The sequence below is a fragment of the Pseudomonas sp. Irchel 3E19 genome (assembly GCF_900187585.1).
In the GTDB taxonomy this organism is placed as follows: domain Bacteria; phylum Pseudomonadota; class Gammaproteobacteria; order Pseudomonadales; family Pseudomonadaceae; genus Aquipseudomonas; species Aquipseudomonas baetica.
Genome location: NZ_FYDT01000044.1, coordinates 18,563 through 40,600, shown reverse-complemented (window position 1 = coordinate 40,600; position 22,038 = coordinate 18,563). Strand labels below are relative to the sequence as shown.

General features: G+C 62.1%; 4 protein-coding genes and 1 pseudogene. 4 read left to right on the top strand and 1 reads right to left on the bottom strand.

Annotated elements, in window-relative coordinates:
- Window positions 1-230: 230 nt before the first annotated feature.
- Window positions 231-1,403 (top strand): MFS transporter, encoded by a 1,173-nt coding sequence (locus CKW18_RS22665; RefSeq protein ID WP_095190838.1) that lies wholly within the window; start codon window positions 231-233, stop codon window positions 1,401-1,403.
- Window positions 1,404-1,452: 49 nt separating this feature from the next.
- On the opposite strand, the pseudogene CKW18_RS22660 reads toward CKW18_RS22665, so the two are convergent.
- Window positions 1,453-2,129: pseudogene (locus tag CKW18_RS22660) on the bottom strand (SCP2 sterol-binding domain-containing protein).
- A gap of 130 nt (window positions 2,130-2,259) precedes the next feature.
- On the opposite strand from CKW18_RS22660, the gene CKW18_RS22655 reads away from it, so the two are divergent.
- The 3 genes from CKW18_RS22655 to CKW18_RS22645 all read left to right on the top strand — a co-directional run.
- On the top strand, window positions 2,260-2,997 hold the full coding sequence (locus CKW18_RS22655; RefSeq protein ID WP_095190837.1) for a thioesterase II family protein: 738 nt from the start codon (window positions 2,260-2,262) through the stop codon (window positions 2,995-2,997).
- A 240-nt stretch (window positions 2,998-3,237) separates the two neighbouring features.
- Complete coding sequence (locus tag CKW18_RS22650) at window positions 3,238-15,687, top strand: non-ribosomal peptide synthetase (RefSeq protein ID WP_095190836.1); 12,450 nt, start codon at window positions 3,238-3,240, stop codon at window positions 15,685-15,687.
- A gap of 2 nt (window positions 15,688-15,689) precedes the next feature.
- The coding region (locus CKW18_RS22645) for a non-ribosomal peptide synthetase (protein ID WP_141233140.1) at window positions 15,690-22,038 on the top strand (6,349 nt) is incomplete at its 3' end.

The following is a 22,038-nucleotide window of genomic DNA, read 5'->3' as shown; positions in this document are numbered from 1 at the left end:
TTGAGTGAGGGCCTATTTAGCTGACTGGTCGCAAGCCGAGAGAGTTCAGTAGCAAAAATCAAAAGATCGCAGCGTGCCGCAGCTCCTACCGTTGGCCGCATTCCTCTGTAGGAGCTGCGGCACGCTGCGATCTTTTGATCTTCAAGGCCTTCACATTCCACCAACAATTGCGCACTTCCCCGGCACCTTGCCCTGTGGCAACTTGGCCGCCCTTGAAGAGGCTGTGACCGATGGCAAACCCCTACCGCGAGTTGTTCAACGCCCCCGGCGCCCGGAATTTTGTGCTGGCGGGAATGATCGCGCGCATGCCGATTTCCATGACCGGGATTGGCGTGATCACCATGCTTTCGCAGCTGTACGGCGGGTACGCGTTGGCCGGTGCGGTGGCGGCGACGTTTGCCTTGGCCACGGCGTTTTGCGCACCGCAGGTGTCGCGCCTGGTTGACCGTTTCGGCCAGGGTAAAGTGCTGCCTGTTTCGGCGTTGCTCGGTGGCGGGGCGTTGCTGATGTTGCTGCTGTGCACGCGGTTGCAGGCGCCGACCTGGACGCTGTTTATCTTCGCCGCGCTGGCCGGTTGCATGCCGAGCATGTCGGCGATGGTGCGCGCGCGCTGGACCGAAATCTATCGTGGCCAGCCGCAATTGCAGACGGCGTATGCGCTGGAATCGGTGCTTGATGAAGTGTGTTTCATCGTTGGCCCGCCGCTGTCGGTGGGGTTGTGCGTGGCAGTGTTTCCCGAAGCCGGGCCGCTGGCGGCGTTATTGGCGCTGGCGATAGGTGTCACGGCGTTCGTAGTCCAGCGCAGCACCGAGCCGGCGGTGCATCCACAGGAGTCGCATCATCAGGGTTCAATCATTGCGTCGACGGATATTCAGCTACTACTGGCGCTGATGATTGCCATGGGCATCATCGTCGGTGTGATTGATGTGGTCAGCGTTGCGTTTGCCCAGCAGCAAGGACAGCCAGCGGCGGCGAGCATCGTCTTGTCGGTTTACGCCATCGGCTCGTGCCTGGCGGGTATCGCCTTCGGCGCCATGCGCTCGAAACTGCCGTTGCCCCGCCTGTTTTTGTACGGTGGCGTGGCGACGGCGGTAACGACATTGCCGCTACTGCTGGCGAGCAATATTTTGGGCTTGTCGCTGGCGGTGTTTATCGCCGGGCTGTTCTTCGCGCCGACGCTGATTGTCGCGATGGCGTTGATCGAGCGCATCGTACCGCCGGCCAAACTCACCGAAGGGCTGACCTGGCTGGTGACCGGCTTGAGTATTGGCGTGGCGGTGGGCGCCGCCGGTTCCGGGTGGCTGGTAGACGCCTTCGGTGCGCGTAGCGGATTCTGGCTGGCGATTGCCGCTGGCGCGGTGGTACTGGGCTCGGCTGTGCAGAGTTTCCGTCATCTGAAATGAGATTGTGATTGTGGGAGCGAGCAGGCTCGCACCCACAGGATTTGCAGTGTTACCAGCCCCGTCCCGAATTCACCCAGAAATTCACCGACAACGAGGTCGACACCGATTCCACCTGATGGACCCCGCCCTCCGGCAAACACAGCAAGTCCCCAGCCTTCAGCGTCACCCGCAGAAACGTCACGAAATGCACCAGCGATTCTTCGCGGCTAAGCTTGAACAGCGGCCAGTCGTGCAACGCATTGCTGATCATCACGGGCCCGCCGTGGGGCAGACAACGGCTTCTGAACTCAGTTACTCACAGTTCATCGCGGGCACGACGTTGAACTGGGTCGGCAGGCTGGCGGTGAGCTTTTCGCTGAAGCGTGGCGGTGTCGGGTAGCGTTTGTTCATGTCGACCTTTTCCGCCGCTGCGCCGCCACCGTTGCGCGCGTGGTCAATGATCTGCGGCAGCAGCGTTGCCAGGCCCATGTTGCCGCCGATTTTCAGGCGACCGCTGGCGAACAGTTCCTCGACGTTGGCCATGCCGGTCATGATCCCGAGAAAGTCCTGTTGCGCGATTTCGATGGTCACGTCTGGACTGGCGTGGCGCCCGGCCTCGGTGCGGCTGTTGGCCTTGACCGCGGACCAGTAGGCCTGTTGCGGGCCAAAGACGAATTGGAAAACACCTTCGATGCCGACGGCACCGGCGTTGGCGAACAGCTTGCCCAGAATGCTCTGCAAGTCCACGGTGAGTCCTCGTTATTGGTTTTGGTCTGAACAGTTAACGAGCGTCTGTAGGGGGGAATTAGCGCGCGGCGACTAATTTGTGTGGGCGACGATCCGTTTCTCTCTACAGACGAATTCTTTTGAGGGACGTGTGGTGACCCAGCTGACTCTGCTGTGCCTGCCTTATTCAGGTGCCAGTGCGATGGTCTATAGCCGCTGGCGGCCGAAGTTGCCGCAGTGGCTGCAACTCAAACCGGTTGAATTGCCGGGGCGTGGAGCGCGATTTGACGAGCCGCTGCAGACCGACATGCGTGCCTTGGCGATGCAATTGGCCAGGGAGTTGCTTCCGACGCTGAAAACACCTTATGCGTTGTTCGGGCATAGCCTGGGTGCGTTGCTCGCGTGTGAAATTGCCCATGCACTCCGTGCGTTGGGTTGCGCGGAGCCGGTAGCGCTCTTTGCTTCGGGCACGGCGGCGCCGACCCAACGTGCCGACTACGATCGCGGATTTGCCATCGCCAAGACCGATGCCGAGCTGATCGATCAACTGCGCACGCTCAATGGCACCAGCGAAGAAGTGCTGGCCAATGACGAGTTGATGAGCCTGACCCTGCCGATCCTGCGCGCCGATTTCCTGCTGTGCGGCAAATTCGAGCCAGTGCAGCGACCGTTGCTCAATTGCCCGGTACATGTGCTCGGCGGCAAGGCTGACCGCGCTACTACCGAGCAATTGATTGGCTGGAGCAAGGAAACCACCGGCAGCTTCTCGGTGGACATGCTCGCTGGCGGGCACTTTTTCATTCATGAGCACGAGGCAAAAGTGCTCAAGGTGATCAAGGACCAGCTCGACGTACACCATCGCCGCCACGCCGTGGCCGCCACCGCCTGACCCCAGTCATGCAGGAGCTGCGGCACGCTGCGATCTTTTGACCTTGTCTTTGAAAAGCAGAATCAAAAGATCGCAGCCTCGTTTCACTCGTCAGCTCCTACAGGGTTTTGGTTGACGGCAGAATCACCTTTTGCCTCTCGCCTGATAGTTGTTCTCAATCGCTAATTTTTCCGGTCTGCATTCGTTTTATAGGGACGACGTGCCTTTGTGCTGCCTGCCTACTGATCCGGATGCCAAGAAATGAATGCTGAAGACTCCCTGAAACTCGCTCGCCGGTTTATCGGGTTGCCCCTGGAAAAGCGCCAGATGTTCCTCGCTGCCTTGCAGAGAGAAGGGGTGGATTTTTCGCGGTTTCCGATTCCGGTCGGGGTCGAGGCCGAGGATCGGCAGGCGTTGTCTTACGCCCAGCAACGCATGTGGTTTCTCTGGCATCTGGATCCGCAGAGCGGCGCCTACAACTTGCCGGCCGCGGTGCGCCTGAGCGGGCGGCTGAATCAGCCCGCGCTGGAGCAGGCTTTCGCCAGCCTGATCGAACGCCACGAAACCCTGCGTACGGTGTTCCAGCAGCAGCCCGACGACAGCCTGCTGCAAGTGCCGCTGCAACAACCACTGGATATCCAGCGCATCGACCTCAGCGCCTTGCCGGCCGCTGAGCGCGAACTGCGCGTGGCCGCGGCGGCCGAGGAGCAATCGCTGCTGCCGTTCGACCTCGCCAACGGCCCACTGCTGCGCGTGCGTCTGCTGCATCTGGCCGAGCACGAACACGTGTTGCTGCTGACCCTGCACCACATCGTTTCCGATGGCTGGTCGATGAACGTGTTGATCGACGAATTCTGCCGCTTCTACGATGCCCACGATCAGGGGCAAGTGGCCGAGCTGCCGCCGATGCCAGTGCAGTACAGCGATTACGCACTGTGGCAGCGGCGTTGGCTGGAGGCGGGCGAGCAGCAGCGTCAACTCGATTACTGGCTGGCGCAAATGGGCGATGAGCACCCGGTGCTGGAGCTGCCGCTCGACCGGCCGCGCCCGGTATTACCGAGCAATCGCGGGCGTCGCCATGAGCACGTGGTGGACGCGGCATTGGTCGAGCAATTGCGCGGCGTGGCGCGCCAGCACGGCGTCACGTTGTTCATGCTGTTGCTCGGCACCTTCAGTATTCTGCTGCACCGTTACACCGGGCAGAACGATCTGCGCGTCGGTGTGCCGATCGCCAACCGTAACCGCCGCGAGATCGAAGGCCTGATCGGCTTCTTCGTCAACACCCAGGTGCTGCGCGTACAGCTCGACGGTCAGACGCCATTCGCGGATCTGCTCAGTGCGCTCAAGGAAACCGCGCTCGGTGCCCAGGCGCATCAGGATCTGCCGTTCGAACGGCTGGTCGAAGCGCTGAAACTGGAACGCAGCCTGAGTTACAACCCGTTGTTCCAAGTGATGTACAACCATCAGCCGGAAGTCGCTGACGTCACCACCCTCAAGGTCGGCAGCGGTCTGGAGCTCGGCGTGATCGAATGGGAAAGCCGCAGCACCCAGTTCGATCTGAGCCTGGACACCTATGAAAAGGGCGGTCAACTGCACGCCGCGTTCACCTACGCCAGTGACCTGTTCGACGGCGCAACCATCGAGCGAATGGCGCGGCACTGGACGCACCTGCTGCACAGCATCGCCAACAATCCGCAGCAGCGGGTTGGCGAGGCCGGTTTGCTGCAAGCGCAAGAGCTTGAGCAACTGACTCAGGACTGGGGGCGTCACGACACGGTCTGGCCGAGTGAGCGCCCGGCGCATGAACTGTTTGAAGCGCAGGCCGCGCAGACGCCGGATGCCATCGCGCTGATTTTCGATGGCCAGCAACTGACTTATGCGCAGCTCAACGCCCGCGCCAACCGTCTGGCCCGTACGTTGCTGGCGCAGGGCGTCGGTCCGGAAGTACTGGTCGGCGTTGCGCTTGATCGGGGGCTGGAGCTGATCGTCGCCATTCTCGCCGTGCTCAAGGCTGGCGGCGCGTATGTGCCGCTGGATCCGCAATACCCGCGCGACCGTCTGCTGTGCATGATCGAAGACAGCGCCAGTCGTTTGCTGCTGACGCAAAGCCATTTGCTCGAACGCCTGCCGGTGCCGCAGAACGTGCGCAGCCTGTGCCTCGATCAAGCCGAGACTTGGCAGTCCACCGACGAAAGCAATCCGCAACGCGCGGTGTGGGCGGATAACCTCGCTTATGTGATGTTCACTTCCGGTTCCACCGGTCGGCCTAAAGGCGTCGGCATCAGCCACGGCGCGTTGAGCAAACACGCCTTCGCCTCGCAGCATTACTACGGCTTGAGCGCTGCCGATTGCGCGCTGCAATTTGCCACGTTCAACTTCGATGCCTTCGGCGAACAACTGTTCGGTCCGCTGACCTGCGGCGCTTCGGTGGTGTTGCGTGGCAACGAGGTCTGGGACAGCGAAACCCTGTACCGCAACATCGTTGAGCAGGGCATCACGGTCATGGACTTGACCACCGCTTACTGGAACATGATTGCCAAGGAATTCGCCGCTGCCGGCCCGCGTGATTACGCCGCGCTGCGTCAGGTACACAGCGGTGGTGAAGCGATGCCGCCGGAAGGTGTGCAGGCCTGGCGTGTGGCCGGGCTGGAACACGTCAAGTTGCTCAATACCTACGGCCCGACCGAAGCCACCGTTACTGCGACCACCCTTGATTGCAGCGATTACGTGTTCGCTCGTCAGCCGTTGCCGCTGACCATGCCGATTGGTCAGCCATTGCCGGGGCGTCATGCCTACCTGCTGGATGCTGACGGTCAACCAACGCCGATTGGCGTGGTCGGCGAGTTGCTGCTTGGTGGTGAGCTATTGGCGCGCGGTTACTTCCAGCGCGCGGATTTGACCGCTGAGCGTTTTATCCCCGATCCGTTTTCCACCACGGGTGCACGTCTTTACCGCACCGGCGACCTGGCGCGTTTCAACGCCCAAGGCCAGATCGAATACGTCGGTCGCGTTGATCATCAAGTGAAAATTCGTGGCTTCCGTATCGAGTTGGGCGAAGTCGAAGCGCGTCTGCTCGAACTGGATGCCGTCAAAGAGGCCGTGGTGCTGGCGGTGCAGGGCGGCAGCAGCCTGCAGCTGGTGGCGTACGTGGTGCCGAAAGATGCCGCGTTGGTTGCGGCTTCCAGCGAAGCCCAAGGCGCCGCGCGCGAAGCGATCAAGGCGCAGCTCAAGGACAGCCTGCCCGACTACATGGTACCGACGCAGCTGTTGTTCCTCGACGCTTTGCCGCTGAGCCCCAACGGCAAACTCGATCGCAAGGCTTTACCGGCGCCGGACGCCAGCCAGATGCAGCAGGCGTTTATTGCGCCGCGCAGTGAGCTGGAGCAAAAAATCGCGGCGATCTGGCAGGACGTGCTCAAGCTTGAACAGGTCGGCCTGACCGACAACTTTTTCGAGCTGGGCGGTGACTCGATCATTTCGATTCAAGTGGTCAGCCGTTCGCGTCAGGCCGGGATTCATTTCAGCCCGCGCGACCTGTTCCAGCACCAGACCGTGCAAGGTCTGGCCAGCGTCGCCCGGCAAGGCAACGTCGCTGTGAGCATCGATCAAGGCCCGGTGATCGGCGAGTTGCCATTGCTGCCGATCCAGCAGACGTTCTTCGCCGAAGACATTCCCCAGCGTCACCACTGGAACCAGGCGGTGCTGCTGCGCAGTCATCAAGTTCTGAATGCCGAGGCGCTGTTGCAAGCGCTGAATGCCTTGCTGGTGCAGCACGATGCTTTGCGTTCGCGCTTCGTCGAAAGCGCCGAAGGCTGGCGTACAGAGGTCGCGCCAGTCGTGGCGGATCCTGAACTGTTGTGGACGGCTGACCGTCTCGACGCTGATGCTTTGCAGGCGCTGTATGCCAAGGCTCAACAAAGCCTGAACCTGCAAAACGGCCCGCTGCTGCGCGGCGTACTGGCGACCGGCGCCGATGGCAGTCAGCGTCTGTTGCTGGCCGTGCATCACCTGGCGGTGGACGGTGTTTCGTGGCGGATCCTGCTCGAAGATTTGCAACAGGCTTATCAGCAATCAGTGCAAGGCACGAGCATCAAGCTGCCGGCCAAAACCAGTTCGTACAAGGCCTGGGGCGAGCATCTGCAAGCCTATGCCGCAACTGAGACGGTGCAGGCCGAACTGAATTTCTGGCAGCAACAACTCGCCGGCGCAGCACTGGATCTGCCCTGCGACAACCGGCAGGGCAGCCGGCAAACTCGCCACGCTCAGGTGCTGCACAGTCGCCTCGACAAAACTTTCACCCAGCAACTGCTGCAACAGGCGCCGGCGGCGTATCGCACCCAAGTCAACGACCTGTTGCTGACGGCGCTGGCGCGGGTCATCTGCCGCTGGAGCGGGCACGCCGACACGCTGATTCAACTGGAAGGTCACGGTCGCGAAGACCTGTTCGACGACATCGACCTGACCCGCACCGTCGGCTGGTTCACCAGCCTGTTCCCGGTGCGCCTGACCCCAGCCGATTCGTTGCCGGGCACAATCAAGCAGATCAAGGAACAACTGCGCGCCATCCCCAACAAGGGCCTCGGTTTTGGCGTGCTGCGTTACCTCGGCGACGAGCCGGCGCAAGCCACGCTCAAAGCGCTGCCGCTGCCGCGTATCATCTTCAACTATCTCGGCCAGTTCGACGGCAGTTTCGATGCGGAGGAGGGCGCACTGTTCAGCCCGGCCGGTGAGCGCGCCGGGCTGGAGCAAAGTCTCGATGCGCCGCTGGACAACTGGCTGGGCGTCGAAGGCCAGGTTTACGACGGTGAGCTCGACCTGCGCTGGACGTTCAGTCGCGAGCAGTTCAACGAGGCGACCATCGCCCGTCTGGCTGACGAATACGCCGCTGAACTGCAAGCGCTGATCAGCCATTGCTGCCTGCCGGAAACCATGGGCATTACGCCGTCGGACTTCCCGCTGGCGCACATCGCCCAGGCGCAACTGGATGCGATCGCGGTGCCGGCCGCCGGCATCGAAGACATCTATCCGCTGTCGCCGATGCAGCAGGGCATGCTGTTCCACACCTTGTACGAGCAGGGCACCGGTACGTACATCAACCAGCTCTGTGTCGATGTCGACGGCCTCGATCCCGAGCGTTTTCGTGCCGCGTGGCAGGCGACCATGGACGCCCACGACATCCTGCGCAGCGGTTTCATCTGGCAGGGCGAATTGCAGCAACAACTGCAGATCATCCATCGCCGCCTCGAATTGCCGTACACGCTGCTCGACTGGCGTGAGCGCGCCGACCTTGCTCAGGCACTTGAGGATTTCACCGCCGCCGATCTGGCCCGGGGCTTCGATTTGAGCGAAGCCGGGTTGCTGCGGGTGACGCTGATTCAAGTCGCCGATCAGCGCCATCACCTGATCTTTACCAACCACCACATCCTCATGGACGGCTGGAGCAGCGCGCAGATGCTCGGCGAGGTGCTGCAGCGTTATGCCGGCCAACAACCGCCGCGTCCGCTGAGCCGCTACGCCGATTACATCCAGTGGCTGCAACGTCAGGACGGCGCTGTCAGCGAAACGTTCTGGCTGGCGCAACTGGCCGACTTCCACGAACCGACCGTACTGGCGCAAGCCGCAGCGGGCGGCGGTGAAGTGCGTGCCGAGCGCGGGCATCTGCTCAAGCATTACCAACTCGACGCGGCGCGTACACAACGCTTGAACGAGTTCGCCCGGCAGCAGAAAGTCACCGCCAACACCTTGGTCCAGGCCGCGTGGCTGCTGTTGTTGCAGCGCTATACCGGCAGTGCCTGCGTGGCGTTTGGCACCACCGTCGCCGGGCGTCCGGCGGAACTGGTTGGCATCGAGCAGCAAGTCGGTCTGTTCATCAACACCTTGCCGGTGATCGCTGGTTCGCGTCCGGATCAAAGCGTTGCCGCATGGCTGGCGGCGGTGCAGGCGCAGAACCTTAGCCTGCGCGAGTTCGAACACACGCCGCTGGCAAACATTCAGCGCTGGGCCGGGCAGGGCGGCGAGTCGCTGTTCGACACGCTGCTGGTGTTCGAAAACTTCCCGATTTCCGAAGCATTGCAACACGGCACTGCGCAAGGCGTGGTGTTCGGCGAGGTGGCCAACCAGGATCAGACTCACTATCCGCTGACGTTGGGCGTGACACTGGGCGCAACCCTGGCGCTGCACATGAGTTTTGATCAGGCGCATTTCAGCGTCGCGACCATCGAGCGCCTGAGCGCGCAACTGCTGCACCTGCTGGAGCAATTCGCCGAATCCGCCGAGCGCCGTCTTGGTGAAATTGCCTTTGCAACGGCTGAGGAACACACCCTGCAGATCCTGGAAAACCAGCCGCAGGCGTACCCGGTCGACCTTGCTGTGCATCAGCGTTACGCGCGCCTGGCGGCGCAGCAGCCGGATCGCACCGCGGTGATTTTCGACGGCAAATATTTCAGCTACGGCGACATCGACGCCCGTGCCAACCGTCTCGCCCATGAGTTGGTTGCACGGGGTGTTGGCGCCGAAGTGCGTGTCGGTGTCGCGCTGCCGCGTAGTGAAGGCTTGATCGTCGCGCTGCTGGCGGTGCTCAAGGCCGGTGGCGCGTATGTGCCGCTGGACAACAGTTACCCACGTGAGCGTCTGGCGTATCTGATGGAGGATTCCGGTCTGGCGCTGTTGCTGACCGATTCGCGAGTGACCGCGCAATTACCGATCGCGGACACACTGACCGTGCTGGAACTCGATCACCTCGACCTCAGCGCGCATTCGACGCAGGCACCGCTCGTTGCACTGGATCCGCACAACCTCGCCTATGTGATTTACACCTCGGGTTCCACCGGCAACCCGAAAGGCGTCAGCGTCACCCACGGTCCACTGGCCATGCACTGCCTGGCGATTGGCGAGCGCTATGAAATGCGCGACAGCGATTGCGAATTCCATTTCATGTCGTTCGCTTTCGACGGTGCCCACGAGCGCTGGTTGACCAGCCTGACCCACGGCGGCTCGCTGCTGATTCGCGATGACAGCCTGTGGACACCCGAGCAGACCTACAACGCGATGATCGAGCACGGCGTCACCGTGGTCGCGTTCCCGCCGGCGTACCTGCAACAACTGGCCGAACATGCCGAACGTGTCGGTAATCCACCGAACGTGCGCATCTACTGCTTCGGCGGTGATGCGGTGCCGAGTGCCAGTTTCGAGCGGGTCAAACGTGCGCTGAATCCCGAGTACATCATCAACGGCTATGGCCCGACCGAAACCGTGGTCACGCCGCTGATCTGGAAGGCCGGCCGCGACGAACCGTGTGGCGCCGCCTATGCGCCGATCGGCAGCCGCATCGGTGATCGTAGCGCCTATGTGCTGGACGCCGATCTGAACCTGCTGCCGCCAGGCATGGCCGGTGAGCTGTATCTGGGTGGCAGCGGTGTGGCGCGGGGGTATCTCAATCGTCCGGCGATGACCGCCGAGCGTTTCATTGCTGACCCGTTCAGCCGCAGCGGTGGCGTGCTCTATCGCACCGGCGACCTGGTGCGTCAGCGCGTCGACGGTACGTTCGACTATCTGGAACGTATCGACAATCAAGTGAAGATCCGTGGTTTTCGCATCGAACTGGGCGAGATCGAAGCCAGTCTGCAGGCCCTTGATGGCGTGCGCGAAGCGGTGGTCGTGGCGCAGGAAAGCGCCGGCAGCAAACGCTTGGTCGCGTACGTGGTCAGCGACTCGCCGCGCGAAGATTTCGCCGAGCAACTGCGTGAACAGCTCAAGGCCACGCTGCCGGCGCACATGGTTCCAGCCTACGTCTTGCGTTTGCAACGCATGCCCCTGACACCGAACGGCAAACTGGATCGCAAGAACCTGCCCAAGCCGGATGTCAGCCAATTGCAGCAAGTCTACGTCGCGCCGCAAAGCGCGCTGGAGCAGCAACTGGCGACGATCTGGCAGGACGTGCTGAAGCTGGAGCGGGTGGGCCTCAGCGACAACTTCTTCGAGCTGGGTGGCGATTCGATCATCTCGATTCAAGTGGTCAGCCGTGCCCGTCAGGCCGGTTTGCGCTTTACCCCGAAAGACTTGTTCCAGCACCAGACCATTCAGGCGCTGGCCGGCGTGATGCAAACCGGCGAGCCGCTGCAACTGATCGATCAACAACCGGTGACCGGCGCAACGGCGCTGCTGCCGATTCATCAGTGGTTCTTCGCACAGCCGATACCTGATCGTCACCACTGGAACCAGTCGGTGATGCTCAAACCGTCTCAGGCGCTCGACGCGCAAGTGCTGGAGCAAGCGCTGGATGCGCTGGTGGCGCATCACGACAGCCTGCGTCTGGACTTTGTCGAGCAGGCGCACGGCTGGTCGGCGCAGTACCGCGATGTCGCGACGCAAGCGGGCGAAACCGTTCTGTGGCAAGTCGAGGTCGCCGATCTGGCAGCGCTTGAGGTGCTGGGCAATCAGGCCCAGCGCAGCCTGCAACTGAGTGACGGTTCACTGATTCGCGCGGTGTTGGCGAACCTTGCCGATGGCAGCCAGCGGCTGTTGTTGGTGGTTCACCACTTGGTGGTCGATGGTGTTTCGTGGCGGATCCTGTTCGAAGATCTGCAAAGCGCTTATCGGCAGATTCTGTCCGGCGCAGCCGTGCAACTGCCGGCCAAGACCAGTGCGGTCAAAGCCTGGGCCGAGGCGCTGCAAGACTACGCCGCGAGCGCGCCGTTGCAGGCCGAACTGGGCTTCTGGCAGCAACAGCTGCAAGGCGCCTCGACTGAGTTGCCTTGCGACAACCCGCACGCCGGTCAGCAACACAATCAGGCGCAATCGATCCGCACGCCACTGGACAAAACCCTGACCCGGCAGTTGTTGCAGGAAGCCCCGGCGGCCTATCGCACGCAAGTCAACGACCTGCTGCTGACTGCGCTGGCGCGAGTGATGGTGCGCTGGACTGGCGACGACAGTGTGCTGGTGCAACTGGAAGGCCATGGCCGCGAAGACTTGTTCGACAACGTTGACCTGACCCGCACCGTCGGCTGGTTCACCAGCGTGTTCCCGGCGCGTTTGGCGCCGGCTGCCGACCTTGGCGCTTCGCTGAAGCAGATCAAGGAGCAACTGCGCGCGATCCCCAACAAAGGCATCGGTTTCGGAGCGCTCGCGCACCTTGGCGACGCCGCTGCACAGCAAGCGTTGCAAGCCCTGCCGAAACCGCGTCTGACCTTCAACTATCTTGGTCAGTTCGACGGCAGCTTCGCTGCTGGCGACGACGCCGTGTTCGTGCCGACCAGCGAGTCCGGCGGCGAAGAGGTGAACATGGCCGGCCCGCTGGGCAGCCCGTTGGCGCTGGACGGCAAAGTGTTCGGCGGCGAGCTGGACCTGAGCTGGACATTCAGCAGCGAGATGTTCAACCCGGCGACGATTCAGCGTCTGGCCGACGATTACCTGCAAGAACTCACCGCGCTGATCACGCATTGCTGCGACAGCGCCAACCGTGGCGTGACGCCGTCGGACTTCCCGCTGGCGACGCTGAACCAGGCGCAACTGGACGTGTTGGTACAACAGCCGCAGTCCGTCGACGACATCTACCCGTTGTCGCCGATGCAGCAGGGCATGCTGTTCCACACCTTGCTTGAACAGGGCGGTGGCGACTACATCAACCAGATGCGTCTGGACGTCGACGGCGTTGATCCGCAGCGTTTCCGCGCGGCGTGGCAAGCGGTGGTCGATGCCCACGACATTCTGCGCACCGGGTTCTTCTGGCAGGGTGATCTGCAGCAACCGGTGCAGGTCGTGCAACGTCATCTCGAGGTGCCGTTCCGCGTGCTCGACTGGAGCGCTCAGGCGAATCTGGACATGGCCCTGCAAACCCTTGCCGATGCGGAGCGTGCGCAAGGTCTGGATCTGAGCGCGGCACCGCTGATGCGTCTGGTATTGGTGCGCACCGCTGCCGATCGTCATCACCTGATCTACACCAACCATCACATCCTGATGGACGGCTGGAGCAGCGCACAGTTGCTCGGCGAAGTGTTGCAGCATTACAGCGGTGAAGCGGTGGCTCGGCCGAGTGGGCGTTATCGCGATTACATCGGCTGGTTGCAACGTCAGGATGCCAGCGCCGCAGAAGCCTTCTGGCAGGAGCAATTGCGTGAACTGGATGAACCGGTGCGTCTGGCGCAGGTGTTTGTGGCGCCGACGCAAGACGCTGAACCTCATGCTTATGCGCAGCATCGGGTGCAACTCGACGTGGCACAGACCCGGCGTCTGAGCGATTTTGCCCGCGATGCGAAAGTGACGGTCAATACGCTGGTGCAAGCGGCGTGGCTGCTGCTGTTGCAGCGTTACAGCGGCAAATCCTGCGTGGCGTTCGGCGCGACGGTATCGGGGCGTCCGGCGGATTTGCTCGGTGTAGAACAGCAGATCGGGCTGTTCATCAACACCTTGCCGGTTATCGCCAGTCCGCGTCCGGAGCAGCGCCTCGGTGACTGGTTGCACGGCGTGCAGGCGCAGAATCTGGCGCTACGCGAGTTCGAACACACCGCGTTGTTCGACATTCAGCGCTGGGCCGGGCTGGGCGGTGAGGCGCTGTTCGACAATATTCTGGTGTTCGAGAACTACCCGATCTCCGAGGCGCTGGAGCAAAGCTCGCCGCAGGGCCTGCATTTCGGTGCCGTGGACAACCTGGAGCAAACCAACTATCCGCTGACCCTGTCGGTCAGCCTCGGTGCCGAACTGGCGGTACAGTTCAGTTATCAGTGCGCACAGTTTGCTCCGGCTTCGGTCGAGCAAATGGGCCTGCACCTGCAACGCTTGATGCTGCAAATGATCGACGGCAGCGAACGTGCACTGGGTGAATTGAGCCTGCTCGATGCCGCCGAAACCAATCAGCAATTGTTGGCGTGGAATGCCAGCGCAGCGGCGTGGCCAGAAGAGCGTTGCATCCACCGTTTGATCGAAACGCGCGCCAGTCAGACGCCTGAAGCGACAGCGCTGGTGTTCGGTGCGCAACGCCTGACCTACGCCGAGCTCAATGCGCAGGCCAACCGCTTGGCCCATCGTCTGATCGAACAGGGCGTCGGCCCGGATTGTCTGGTCGGCATCGCTTTGGAGCGTGGCGTGGAGATGATTGTCGGCTTGCTGGCGATTCTCAAGGCCGGTGGCGCTTACGTGCCGCTGGATCCGCAATACCCGAGCGATCGTCTGGCGCACATGATTGAAGACAGCGGTTTGCAGTTGTTGCTGACCCAGGCGTCGTTGCTGCAAGTACTGCCGATTCCGGCGGGTGTGCAGACGCTGCTGCCGGGTTCGCTGGATGAGCCGCTCAGCGCTGCACAGGCGACCAATCCGCAGGTGCCGGTCGACGGTGACAATCTCAGCTATGCGATCTACACCTCGGGTTCCACCGGCAAGCCGAAAGGCGTGATGGTCCGTCATGCAGCGCTGGTCAATTTTGTCGCGAGCATGGCCCGTGAGCCGGGCTTGGTTGCGACTGACCGGGTGCTGTCGCTGACCACGTTCTCGTTCGATATTTTCGGGCTTGAACTGTACGGCGCGCTGTTCAGCGGGGCTTGCGTGGTGCTGGTGGACAAGCAGAGCGCGCACGACCCTGAGGCGCTGCTGCAGATCATCGAGCAACAGCAGGTCAGCGTCGTTCAGGCGACGCCGTCGACCTGGCGGATGCTGCTTGATCATCCACAGGCTGCGCGGCTCGCGGGGCGCAAATGCCTGTGTGGCGGTGAAGCGCTGGCCGAGGATCTGGCCGCGCGTCTGCTCGAGGTCGCCGGGCAAGTCTGGAACCTTTACGGGCCGACGGAAACGACGATCTGGTCGGCGGCGTATCAACTGACGGCCGAGCAGCGCCAGCCGTACCTCGGCGGGCCGATTGCCAACACCACGCTGCATATTCTCGGCGAGCACTTTGCGCCAAACCCGGCCGGTGTGATCGGTGAATTGCTGATCGGTGGCGATGGCCTCGCGCGGGGTTATCACGAGCGGCCGGCGCTGACCGCCGAGCGTTTCCTGCCCGATCCGTTCGGCAACGGTGCGCGGCTGTATCGCACCGGTGACCTGGCGCGGTATCGCGCTGACGGGGTGATCGAATACCTCGGGCGTGTCGACCATCAGGTGAAGATTCGCGGTTTCCGCATCGAGCTGGGCGAAATCGAAGCCTGCCTGTTGGCCCAGGCGTCGATCCGCGAAGCTGCGGTGGTGGCGCAGGAAGGGCCGGGTGGCTTGCAACTGGTGGCCTACCTGATTGCGGCGAATCCTCAGGATGCCGACTCCGCAGTCCTGCGCGACACGTTGAAATCGGCACTGGCACCTTTGCTGCCCGACTACATGATTCCCGCGCACTGGATGTTGCTGGAACGTTTCCCGCTGACGCCCAACGGCAAGCTCGACCGCAAGGCGTTGCCGCTGCCGGACGCCAATCAACTGCTGCGCGCCTACGTGGCGCCGGACGGTGCGCTGGAACACAGCGTCGCCGCCATCTGGCAAGACGTGCTCAAACTCGAACGGGTCGGGCGCGACGACAACTTCTTTGAACTGGGTGGACATTCACTGTTGGCGACTCAGGCCACTGCGCGACTGCAACTGGAGCAAGGGGCAGCGGTGCCGCTGGACCTGCTGTTCCGCACCGCATCGCTGCGCGAGTACGCCGAGCAACTGGCTGTTCACCTGCCCCCTCACTCCAGCGAAGACCTGAGTGAGATGCATGACTTCCTGGCAGACCTGGAGACCCTTTGAAAATGACTCAGCTCGATAACCTGTCTCTGGTTCAGCGATTCATCCGTTTACCGCTCGCCCAACGGCAAGCGTTTCTGCAAAAAATGCAGAGCAAGAACATGAGCTTTGCGGCGTTGCCGATTCCGCCGGTGCGTGATGAGTTCGAGAGCATCGGCCTGTCATTCGCGCAGGAGCGTCAGTGGTTCCTCTGGCAGCTCGATCCGCACAGCGCCGCTTACCATGTGCCGACGGCGTTGCGTTTGCGCGGTGACCTTGATCTGTCGGCATTGCAGCGCAGCTTCGATGCCTTGCTGGAACGTCATGAAGTGCTGCGCACGGTGTTTGTCGATGGCCCGGATGGCCCGATTCAGGTAGCCCAGGCCCGACTGAGCCTGCCACTGACCGCGCAGGTACTGGACACGCCAGTGGACGACGCTGGCCTCAAAGCGTTGATCGACGCTGAAATCGCCACGTTGTTCGACCTGCAGCAAGGCCCGCTGCTGCGGGTCAAGCTGCTTCAAGTCGCACCGGATGATCATGTGCTGGTGCTGACCCAGCATCACATTATTTGCGACGGTGCTTCGGCGCAGATCATGGTTGATGATCTGGTCAAACTCTACGCCGCGCACAGCAGTGGTCAGCCAGCCAACCTCGCGCCTTTGCCGATCCAATACGCCGATTACGCGATTTGGCAGCGCAAGTGGATGGAGGCCGGCGAACTCGAGCGGCAACTGGCGTACTGGACCGAGCGTCTGGGCGATGGCGGCGAAGTTCTGCCATTGCCCACGGATCGTCCGCGCCCGGCAGCGCAAAGCTATCGCGGTGCGCGTCTGGATCTGAGCGTTGGCAGCGAATTGACCGAACGCTTGAAACAGTTGGCGCAGCGCGAGGGCATGACCCTGTTCATGGTCTTGCTGGCCTCGTTCCAGGCCTTGCTGCATCGCTACAGCGGCCAGGCGGATATTCGCGTCGGCGTGCCGGTGGCTAACCGTAATCGGGTCGAAACCGAAGGCCTGATCGGCTTCTTCGTCAACACCCAGGTGCTGGACGCGCAGGTGCAGGGCGGCCTGCCGTTCAAGGATTTGCTGGCGCAGGTCAAACAGGCGTCGTTGGGCGCGCAGGCGCATCAGGATTTGCCGTTCGAGCAACTGGTGCATGCCCTTGCACCGGATCGGCAGTTGAGTCACAGCCCGCTGTTCCAGGTGATGTTCAACCATCAGGGCGGGGCTACGGCGCAAGCCCTGCAGCTGCCCGGTCTGCAAGTCGAAAGCCTCGACTGGAGTTCGCACACCGCGCAGTTTGATTTGACCCTCGACACCCACGAAGCTGACGGCGCACTGGCGGCGACCCTGAGTTACGCCACCGACCTGTTCGACGCCGCCACCGTGCAGCGCATGGCCGGGCATTGGCTGAACCTGCTGCACGGTATCGTCGCCGATCCGCAGCTACGCATCGGTGAACTGCCGTTGCTCGACGCCAGCGAGCAACAAAAGCATATCGCTGAGTGGAACCCGAACCCACGCAGTTTCCTGAGCGAAGCCTGCGCGCATCAACTGATCGCCGAGCAGGCGCGTCTGCGTCCCGATGCCATCGCCGTACGTTTCAACGAGCAAACCCTGAGCTACGGCGAACTCAACCGTCAGGCCAACCGCCGCGCGCATCAGTTGATCGCCCTCGGCGTCGGCCCGGACGTGTTGGTCGGTCTGGCCGCCGAGCGTGGTCTGGAAATGATTGTCGGCCTGCTGGCGATCCTCAAGGCTGGCGGTGCTTACGTGCCGCTCGACCCGACCTATCCGCAGGATCGTCTGGCCTACATGATTGAGGACAGCGGCATTCAGTTGCTGCTGAGCCAGGCTGTTCTGGCCGGTCAACTGCCGGTGCCGCAAGGCGTGCAGACCTTGCTGCTGGACAGCGATGTCAGCGCATTTGCCGACACCGATCCGCAAGTGACGATGGCGTCGTCGAACCTCGCTTACGTGATTTACACCTCCGGCTCCACCGGCAAACCCAAAGGTACGTTGCTGCCGCACCAGAACATCCTGCGCCTGTTCGAAGCCACCGAACCGTGGTTCGGTTTCGGCCCGAAAGACGTCTGGAGCCTGTTCCATTCCTACGCCTTCGATTTCTCGGTGTGGGAGATTTTTGGTGCGTTGCTGCACGGCGGCGAGTTGCTGGTGGTGCCGTACGACGTCAGCCGTTCGCCGCAGGACTTCCATGCGCTGCTGTGCGACGCCGGGGTCACCGTGCTCAACCAGACGCCATCGGCGTTCAAGCAATTGATGCACGTGGCTTGCGCCGATCCACGGGCGAACGCCCTGCGTTACGTGGTATTCGGCGGCGAAGCATTGGACGTGAAATCCCTGCGTCCGTGGTTTGAGCGTTTCGGCGATACCACCCCGCAATTGATCAACATGTACGGCATCACCGAAACCACCGTGCACGTGACGTATCGTCCGTTGTCGATTGCTGACCTTGAGCAGGATGCCAACAGCCCGATCGGTGAGCCGATCGCCGACCTGTCGTGGTACGTGCTCGACGGCGAGCTGAATCCGGTGGCCAAGGGCTGCATCGGTGAGCTGTACGTCGGCCGTGCCGGTCTGGCACGCGGGTATCTGAACCGTGGCGACCTCACCGCATTGCGCTTCATTCCCGATCCATTTGGCGAGAGCGGGGCGCGTTTGTACCGCACTGGTGACCTCGCGCAATACCGCAGCGACGGCGTGATCGAGTACGTCGGGCGCATCGACCATCAGGTGAAAATCCGTGGTTTCCGTATCGAACTCGGCGAAATCGAAGCACGCCTGAATGCCCTCGACGCCGTGCGCGAAGCCGTGGTGCTGGCGCAGGACGGGCCGAGCGGTCAGCAACTGGTGGGCTACGTGATTGCCGCGCACAGCGTCGACAACGAAGCTGATTTGCGCGAGCAACTGAAAGCCCAACTCAAGGCCGATCTGCCGGATTACATGGTGCCGACGCACCTGCTGCTCCTCGAACAATGGCCACTCACTGCCAACGGCAAACTCGACCGCAAAGCGTTGCCACAAGCGGACGCCAGTCAAGTGCAACAGGATTACGTGGCGCCGCAAAGTGAACTGGAACAGCAGATCGCGGCGATCTGGCAGGACGTGCTGAAACTTGAGCGTGTCGGCCTGACCGATAACTTCTTCGAACTCGGCGGCCACTCGCTGCTGGCGACGCAAATGGTCTCGCGCATCCGCCAGACCCTTGGGCTGAATCTGCAACTGCGCCAATTGTTCGAAAACGCCAGCCTCAAAGCCTGCGTTGCCGCGCTGGAACAAACCCAGGTGGCCAAGCCTGCGAGTATCCCTCGGGCGCCGCGTGATCTGGCGCAGTTGCCTTTGTCTTACGCTCAGCAGCGCCAGTGGTTCCTGTGGCAAATGGAACCTGCGAGCGCGGCGTACCACATTCCGGCGGCGCTGCGCATTCATGGCGCGCTGGACCTGAACGCCCTGCAACGCAGCTTTGCCGAGCTGATCCAGCGTTACGAGAGCCTGCGTACGACCTTCGTTCAAATCGATGAACAAGCGTTTCAGGTGATTCATGCGCAACAGGCGCCGTTGCTGGTGCCGGAGATTCTCGACGGTACTTCAGACAAGTCTGCCGAGCAGACTCAGGCGTATGTGCAGCGTCAGATCAGTCAGCCGTTCGATTTGCAAAACGGCCCGCTGCTGCGCGTCGGTTTGTTGCAAGTGGCGCGCGAAGAACATGTGCTGGTGTTGACCCAGCATCACATCGTCTCCGATGGCTGGTCGATGCAATTGCTGGTGCAGGAACTGATTCAGCGTTATGCCGCGTATAGCCAGGGCCAAACGGTCGAGTTGGCTGAGTTGCCGATTCAGTACGCCGATTATGCGCTGTGGCAGCGCCAGTGGATGGAGGCCGGCGAGCGTGAGCGCCAGCTCAATTACTGGACCGGCGTACTCGGCGGTGAGCAACCGCTGCTGGAACTGCCGACTGACCGTCCGCGTCCGGCGCGGCAGAGTTTCGCTGGCGCACGTCTGGCCATCGACCTGCCGCCGCTGCTCAGCCGGCAACTGCGGCAACTGGCCCAGCGTGAGGGCAGCACGTTGTTCATGGTCTTGCTGGCCTCGTTCCAGGGCCTGTTGCATCGCTACAGCGGCCAGGCGGACATTCGCGTCGGCGTGCCGATTGCCAACCGCAACCGGGTCGAGACCGAAAATCTGATCGGCTTCTTCGTCAATACTCAGGTGCTAAAGGCTGAGGTCGATCCGCAGCAGCGCTTCAGTGCATTGCTGGCGCAGGTCAAACACGCCGCACTCGGTGCCGAGGCGCATCAGGATCTGCCGTTCGAACAACTGGTCGAGGCGCTGCGTCCGGAACGCAACCTGAGCCATAGCCCGCTGTTCCAGGTGTTGTACAACCACCAGAGCGCCGGGCGTCAGGCCTTGCCGGCGTTGCCGGGTCTGGTCATCGAAGCGCAGGACTGGGACAGTCAGACCGCACAGTTCGACCTGACCCTCGACACTCTTGAGGCTGACGGCCAACTCAGCGCCGCGCTGACCTACGCCACCGATCTGTTCGACGCCGCCACCGTGCAGCGCATGGCCGGGCATTGGCTGAACCTGCTGCACGGTATCGTCGCCGATCCGCAGCTACGCATCGGTGAACTGCCGTTGCTCGACGCCAGCGAGCAACAAAAGCATATCGCTGAGTGGAACCCGAACCCACGCAGTTTCCTGAGCGAAGCCTGCGCGCATCAACTGATCGCCGAGCAGGCGCGTCTGCGTCCCGATGCCATCGCCGTACGTTTCAACGAGCAAACCCTGAGCTACGGCGAACTCAACCGTCAGGCCAACCGCCGCGCGCATCAGTTGATCGCCCTCGGCGTCGGCCCGGACGTGTTGGTCGGTCTGGCCGCCGAGCGTGGTCTGGAAATGATTGTCGGCCTGCTGGCGATCCTCAAGGCTGGCGGTGCTTACGTGCCGCTCGACCCGACCTATCCGCAGGATCGTCTGGCCTACATGATTGAGGACAGCGGCATTCAGTTGCTGCTGAGCCAGGCTGTTCTGGCCGGTCAACTGCCGGTGCCGCAAGGCGTGCAGACCTTGCTGCTGGACAGCGATGTCAGCGCATTTGCCGACACCGATCCGCAAGTGACGATGGCGTCGTCGAACCTCGCTTACGTGATTTACACCTCCGGCTCCACCGGCAAACCCAAAGGTACGTTGCTGCCGCACCAGAACATCCTGCGCCTGTTCGAAGCCACCGAACCGTGGTTCGGTTTCGGCCCGAAAGACGTCTGGAGCCTGTTCCATTCCTACGCCTTCGATTTCTCGGTGTGGGAGATTTTTGGTGCGTTGCTGCACGGCGGCGAGTTGCTGGTGGTGCCGTACGACGTCAGCCGTTCGCCGCAGGACTTCCATGCGCTGCTGTGCGACGCCGGGGTCACCGTGCTCAACCAGACGCCATCGGCGTTCAAGCAATTGATGCACGTGGCTTGCGCCGATCCACGGGCGAACGCCCTGCGTTACGTGGTATTCGGCGGCGAAGCATTGGACGTGAAATCCCTGCGTCCGTGGTTTGAGCGTTTCGGCGATACCACCCCGCAATTGATCAACATGTACGGCATCACCGAAACCACCGTGCACGTGACGTATCGTCCGTTGTCGATTGCTGACCTTGAGCAGGATGCCAACAGCCCGATCGGTGAGCCGATCGCCGACCTGTCGTGGTACGTGCTCGACGGCGAGCTGAATCCGGTGGCCAAGGGCTGCATCGGTGAGCTGTACGTCGGCCGTGCCGGTCTGGCACGCGGGTATCTGAACCGTGGCGACCTCACCGCATTGCGCTTCATTCCCGATCCATTTGGCGAGAGCGGGGCGCGTTTGTACCGCACTGGTGACCTCGCGCAATACCGCAGCGACGGCGTGATCGAGTACGTCGGGCGCATCGACCATCAGGTGAAAATCCGTGGTTTCCGTATCGAACTCGGCGAAATCGAAGCACGCCTGAATGCCCTCGACGCCGTGCGCGAAGCCGTGGTGCTGGCGCAGGACGGGCCGAGCGGTCAGCAACTGGTGGGCTACGTGATTGCCGCGCACAGCGTCGACAACGAAGCTGATTTGCGCGAGCAACTGAAAGCCCAACTCAAGGCCGATCTGCCGGATTACATGGTGCCGACGCACCTGCTGCTCCTCGAACAATGGCCACTCACTGCCAACGGCAAACTCGACCGCAAAGCGTTGCCACAAGCGGACGCCAGTCAAGTGCAACAGGATTACGTGGCGCCGCAAAGTGAACTGGAACAGCAGATCGCGGCGATCTGGCAGGACGTGCTGAAACTTGAGCGTGTCGGCCTGACCGATAACTTCTTCGAACTCGGCGGCGACT

Coding starts and splice junctions, on each gene's coding strand:
- CKW18_RS22650 (WP_095190836.1), top strand. CDS start 3,238: ATGAATGCTGAAGACTCCCTGAAACTCGCTCGCCGGTTTATCGGGTTG.
- CKW18_RS22665 (WP_095190838.1), top strand. CDS start 231: ATGGCAAACCCCTACCGCGAGTTGTTCAACGCCCCCGGCGCCCGGAAT.